Below are 4660 nucleotides of genomic sequence, written 5' to 3'. Positions count from 1 at the left end.
TTCCATGGCGGAGCCGCTGGCGGTGGCCGCCGAGGCCGCGCTGTCGCGCACCCGCGCGAATGCCAGCGCCACGCGGGTGCCGAGTTTGGAATGTCCCAATTTCATGGCTTGCCCAGTCACGCGCAGCTGGAGTTGTTGAGTCGGCAGGGCGGCGCGCAGGGGGCAGGCGCGTCGCGTGTCAGGTGCCAGGCCAGGGCCGCGCTGACCAGCAGGCCGAACGCGGACAGCACCTGCAGCACCCAGCGCGCGCGCCACACGGCGTGCGAGGTGGCTTCGACCAGCTCGGCGTTCTGGTTCAGCTGGATCTTTTCCATGCGCGTCAGGGCGTCGCGCCACTGGCGCAGCAGCGGCGCGACCACGGTCTGCTGCGTCCGGCGCGCGCCGTCCAGGTCGCCGGCGCTCAGCTGGTTCAGCAGGCGCCGGGTCGCCTGGGCGGCCTGCTCGTGCAGCGCGCGCGCCTGCTGCAGCGTCTGCAGTTCCTCGGGGGCGGCCTGCGCTGCCGTGAAGGAGCTGGCCAGCTCGGCTTCGCTGTTGAGCGACAACTGATCGGCGATGTCGATCTCGACAATATTGCTCAAGGCGCCGGCGACCGGCTTCTGGCTGATCAGCCGCTCCATCACGCGGAAGCGTTCGGAAACCGCATCTTTCATGTCGGACGCCAGGGCGAATTCGCGCTGGTTGACGGCGGCGATGTCGGTGACGCTGCGTTCCAGCCGGTCGATGCGGCTGAGCGCATAGCCGGCGATCACCGCCAGCAGCAGCACTTGCGCGGCAAATACCATGAGGAAGGGACGCCCGGTCGCGAGGAAGGTGTTCATAAGCCGCCGATCTGATCTGACAGTGGACGGCGGGGACAAGGCCGGAAGAAGGGAACGCCCGGAGTCATGGGGCGCACGCAGTGTAGCACGATTTTCCGTCTGGAAACTATCGTGTTGTAAATTCATTGTCGGTAAATTTTGGTAAAGCGCTGCCGGCCGCCGCACGATTTACCAGGCTTAACCCCGGCCCGGGCCGGCCGGTGCTAAGCTGGTTTCCGTCGAACTGGCATCAGTCAGTTAACTTTTCCGCAAAGGCCAACCCGCATGTCCACCAACCAACCCACCCTGTTCGCGCCCACCACCATCGGTGCGATTGCCGTCACCAACCGCGTCGCCATGGCGCCGCTGACCCGCTCGCGCGCCGACATGGACGGCGTGCACTCCGAGCTGGCGGTCGAATATTACCGCCAGCGCGCCGGCGCCGGCCTGATCATCAGTGAAGCCACCAATATCTCGCGCGAGGGCCGCGGCTACGCCTTCACGCCGGGCATTTACACGCCGGCCCAAGTGGCGGCCTGGCGCCGCGTCACCGACGCGGTGCACGCGGCCGGCGGCAAGATCGTCTGCCAGCTGTGGCACGTCGGCCGCATGTCGCACGTCAGCCTGCAGGAGCATGGCGCGGCGCCGGTGGCGCCGTCGGCGCTCCAGGCCGATGAGCAGGTGTTCCTCGAAAGTCAGAGCGCCGAACGGCCGTCGATGCCGCGCGCGCTGGAGACGGCCGAAATCGCCCGCATCGTCGCCGATTACCGCCATGCCGCGCAGTGTGCGCAGGAGGCCGGCTTCGACGGCGTCGAAGTCCACTCGGCCAACTGCTATCTGCTGGAGCAGTTCATCCGCGACAGCACCAACCGGCGCACCGACCAGTACGGCGGTTCGGTGGAAAACCGCACCCGTTTGCCGATCGAAGTGATCAGCGCCGTGGCAGAAGTGTGGGGACCGGACCGGGTCGGCGTGCGCCTGTCGCCGATCACCCGCGCGGTCGGCGACACGCCGCTGGACAGCGATCCGCAGGGCACCTATTTTTATCTGGCCGAGCAGCTGGGCAAGCTGGGCCTGGCCTATTTGCACTGCGTGGAAGGCCAGACCCGCGGCGACAACGGCGCCGGCGATTTCGATTTCAAGCAGCTGCATGCCAGGTTCGGCGGCAAGTACATCGCCAACAACAGCTACGACCGCCAGATGGCGATCGACGCGGTGGATGCGGGCCACGCCGACATGGTGGCCTTCGGCCGGCCGTTCATCGCCAATCCGGACCTGGTGGAACGCCTGCGCCGCAACGCGCCGCTGGCGGAAGCGGACCGCAACACCTTCTACGGCGGCGGCGCCGGCGGCTACACCGACTATCCGGCGCTGGCTTGATCCAGCAGGGCGCGCGCCTCGCGCAGGTCGGCGGTGGCGTAGCCCTCGCTGAACCGCGCGTACAGCGATTGCAGCAGCACCAGTGCCTCGCGCGCGTCGGCCTGGCGCAGCTTCAGGCGCGCCAGGTCGATGGCGGTGCGCAGCTGCCAGGACAGCGCGCCCTGGGCGCCGGCGAGCGCTATCGATTGCCGGTAGAGCGCCTCGGCCGCGGCTGCGTCGCGGGGCGCCAGCAGCTTGCCCTTCAGCCGCAGCATCTCGGCCTGGCACCAGCGTTCCTGGCCGCCGGCCGACAACGCCAGGGCGTCCTCGATCAGGGCCAGCGCGGCATCGGGCCGGCCCTGGGCATTCATCGCGGTGGCCAGCTTGGCCAGATGGCAGGCCATGCGCGGGCGGTAGCCGATCTGCTGCAGCTGCCGCACCGCGCCTTCCATCAGCAGCAGCGAGGAGTAATCGCCGCGCTGCACCTGCACGGTGGTCTCCAGGCAGGTCCACAAGCGGTCCCACAGCGTGAAGGCGTGCTGCTTCAGGCATTCGCCCAGCTCGGCCAGCAGCGCCTCGGCCGCAGCGTGGTCGCCGGTGTGTATCATCAGCGGGAAGGCCGCGTTGGCGATCGCATACATGCGCGACGGCGGATGGCCGGCCTCGCGCGCCGCCTGCATGGCGTCGCGTGCCGACCGCGCCGCCTGGTCCGGGTAGCCGCGCAACCACAACACGTTCGCCAGCGCGCCCAGCGACGCGGAACGCTGCTCCAGCTGGATGCGCGACAGCCTTGAGCTGCGCAGCGGCGGCACGTAATGGTCGAGGATCCGCTGCAGCGATGCCTGCGCGGCCGCATGGTCGCCCGAATAATGCTGGGCGGTGGCGATCAGCCGGTCCATGCCGGCCGGCACCGCCAAGCTGCCGGCGGTGGCCGCCACCCGTTCGAAGCGTGCCGCCAGTTCCAGCACCGTCTGCGGCTCGCCGGCATACGAGCGGCACACCGCCATGCCCCACAGCGCCATCAGCTGGCATTCCTTGTCCCGCAGTTCATCGGCCAGCTCCAGCACGCCGGCCCAGGCCGTCTCGGTACCGGGCACCGGCCCGTTCAGATACAACATGGCCGTGCCCAGCGCGGCGCGCAGCTTCAGTTCATCGGGCCGCGACGGTGCGCACGCCAGCGCACGTTCGACGTAGTGATAACACTCTTCCAGCAGCGACAGCTGGGTCCACAGCGGAATGGCGGCGATCACCAGCGCCACCCCCGGCTCCCCATGCGCGGGCGCGCCGCCGGCCGGCGCGGCGAAGGCCCAGCACAGCGCGCTGCGCACGTCGTCCAGAAGGCGGCCATACTTGGCGCGCCAGTCGGCCTCCGGCCGCGTATCGAGCAGCCCGGCCGCACGGTCCAGCAGCGCGCGGTGGTAGTCCAGATGGCGCAGGCGGGTGGCGTCGGTCTCGCCATGCTGGTCCAGCTTTTCCAGCGCATAGGCTTTGGTGGTGTCGAGCAGACGGTATTGGACGCAGCTGGCGCTGACGTCCGCCACCAGCAGCGACTTGTCGACCAGGTTGGCCACGCCGTCGACGATGGCGGCCGCGCCGGTGTGCGCGTCCTGGCACAGCGCGGTGGCCGCATCGAGTCCGAGATCGCCCGAGAATACCGCCAGCTTGCGCAGCAGCGCGCGTTCGGCTTGCGGCAGCAGGTCGTAGCTCCAGTCCAGTGAGGCCGACAGCGTGCGATGACGCTCCAGCGCGCCGCGCCGGCCGCGCTGCAGCAGTTCGAAGCGGTCGCCCAGGCGTGCCGCCAGTGCGGCCGCGCCCAGCGCGTCCATGCGGGTGGCGGCCAGTTCGATCGCCAGCGGGATGCCTTCCAGCCGGCGGCAGATTTCCACCACCGCCGGGGCGTCGGCGTCGCTGAGGTCATAGCCGTCCAGGCATTCCGAGGCGCGCAGCGCGAACAGCATCACCGCCGGGAACCGCAGCGCCTCGGCCGCCGTCAGCGGCGCGCCCTCGGCGGGGTAGCCGAGCGGCGTCAGGCGGTACACGTATTCGCTGGCGGCGCGCAGCGGTTCGCGGCTGGTGGCCAGCACCCGCACGCCGGGAGCGCCGTGCAGGATGCGTTCGGCCAGTACGGCCACCGCGTCGATCACATGCTCGCAGCTGTCCAGTACCAGCAGCAGGCGCCGTTCGCGCAGGGTGGCGACCAGCGAGTGCACGCCGTCGCCGGAATGGATGGTCAGCCCCAGCGCGGCGGCCACCGCGCCGATCACAAAGCGCGGATCGGCCACCGGGCTCAGTTCGACGAAGCAGATTTCGGTATCGCTGCGGGCGATGAAGGCTTCGGCCACCGGCAGCGCCACCGTGGATTTGCCGATGCCGCCGGCACCGACGATGCTGACCAGGCGGCGCTGTTCGAGGATGCCCAGCAGCGCGGCGATGGTCTCGCCGCGGCCGGTGGTGCGGCTGGCCGGCGCCGGCAGCTTGCGCAGTTGTTCCCAATCGGCCGGCGC

Annotated in this window: 3 protein-coding genes; 1 reads left to right on the top strand and 2 read right to left on the bottom strand. The window is 69.8% G+C overall.

Annotation, left to right across the window (positions count from 1 at the left end):
- Nucleotides 1-116 precede the first annotated feature (116 nt).
- Nucleotides 117-818: a hypothetical protein gene (locus tag E4L98_RS28150; RefSeq protein WP_135204850.1), complete on the bottom strand. Its 702-nt coding sequence runs from the start codon at nt 816-818 to the stop codon at nt 117-119.
- Nucleotides 819-1082: 264 nt separating this feature from the next.
- Between E4L98_RS28150 and E4L98_RS28145 the strand changes: the two genes are divergently transcribed.
- A complete protein-coding gene (locus E4L98_RS28145; RefSeq protein WP_135204849.1) occupies nt 1083-2177 on the top strand; it encodes an alkene reductase in 1095 nt (364 codons plus the stop codon).
- Here E4L98_RS28145 and E4L98_RS30255 read toward each other — a convergent pair.
- On the bottom strand, nt 2159-4660 hold a 2502-nt coding region (locus E4L98_RS30255; RefSeq protein WP_167761475.1), incomplete at its 5' end, for an ATP-binding protein. The two genes, E4L98_RS28145 and E4L98_RS30255, sit on opposite strands and share 19 nt — an antisense overlap.

This window comes from Duganella callida (assembly GCF_004614165.1).
GTDB lineage: Bacteria > Pseudomonadota > Gammaproteobacteria > Burkholderiales > Burkholderiaceae_D > Rugamonas > Rugamonas callida.
This window is presented reverse-complemented; position numbering and strand designations above follow the sequence as displayed.